General features: G+C 77.7%; 1 pseudogene. It reads right to left on the reverse strand.

What is annotated here, in order from left to right:
• A pseudogene (locus tag CR470_RS38310) lies at positions 1-619 on the reverse strand (hydrolase); the annotation flags it as partial.
• Positions 620-637 lie beyond the last annotated feature (18 nt).

Here is a 637-nt window from a genome sequence, read left to right on the forward strand (position 1 = left end):
GGCCCAGGGTGACGCCGGGGCGCAGGCCGGCGGCCATCGCGGCGAGCCGGGCCAGGCGGGCGGGGTCGTCGCCGTCGGTGTGCAGGTCCACGGGGCAACCGTGCTCGGCGGCGATCTCCAGGACGGCCTCGGTGTAGCCCGTCGGGTCGGGGTCGAGGTCGGGGCAGCCGCCGACTGCGGCCGCGCCCATCTTCACCGCGTCCCGGAGCATCGCGAGGCTGTCCGCCCCGGCGACGCCGGTGAGGAGCCGGGGGACCGCGACGGGCATGACGTCGACGATGCCGCGCAGGGCGCGCCGGGACTGCAGGACGGCTTCGAGCGGGGCGAGGCCCTGGACGTCGCCGACGCGGACGTGGGTGCGCAGCGCCGTGGCGCCGTGGCCGAGCTGGAGGAGTGCGGCCTCGGTGGCGCGGCGCTGGATGTCCTCGGCACGGTGGGAGGCGGGGCCGGGGCTGCCGGGGCCCGCGCTGTCGGCGGTGAGGGCGGTGTCGCTGTGGGCGTGGGGTTCGGCCGGGGCGGGGAGCAGGAGGTAGCCGCGGAGGTCGAGGCGGGGGCCGCGCGCGGTGAGGCTGCCCGCGGTGCCGACGGCCTCGATCCGGCTGCCGCTCAGGCGTACGTCTGTCTCTTATACACATCT

This window comes from Streptomyces sp. rh34 (genome assembly GCF_002551245.1).
Lineage (GTDB): Bacteria > Actinomycetota > Actinomycetes > Streptomycetales > Streptomycetaceae > Streptomyces.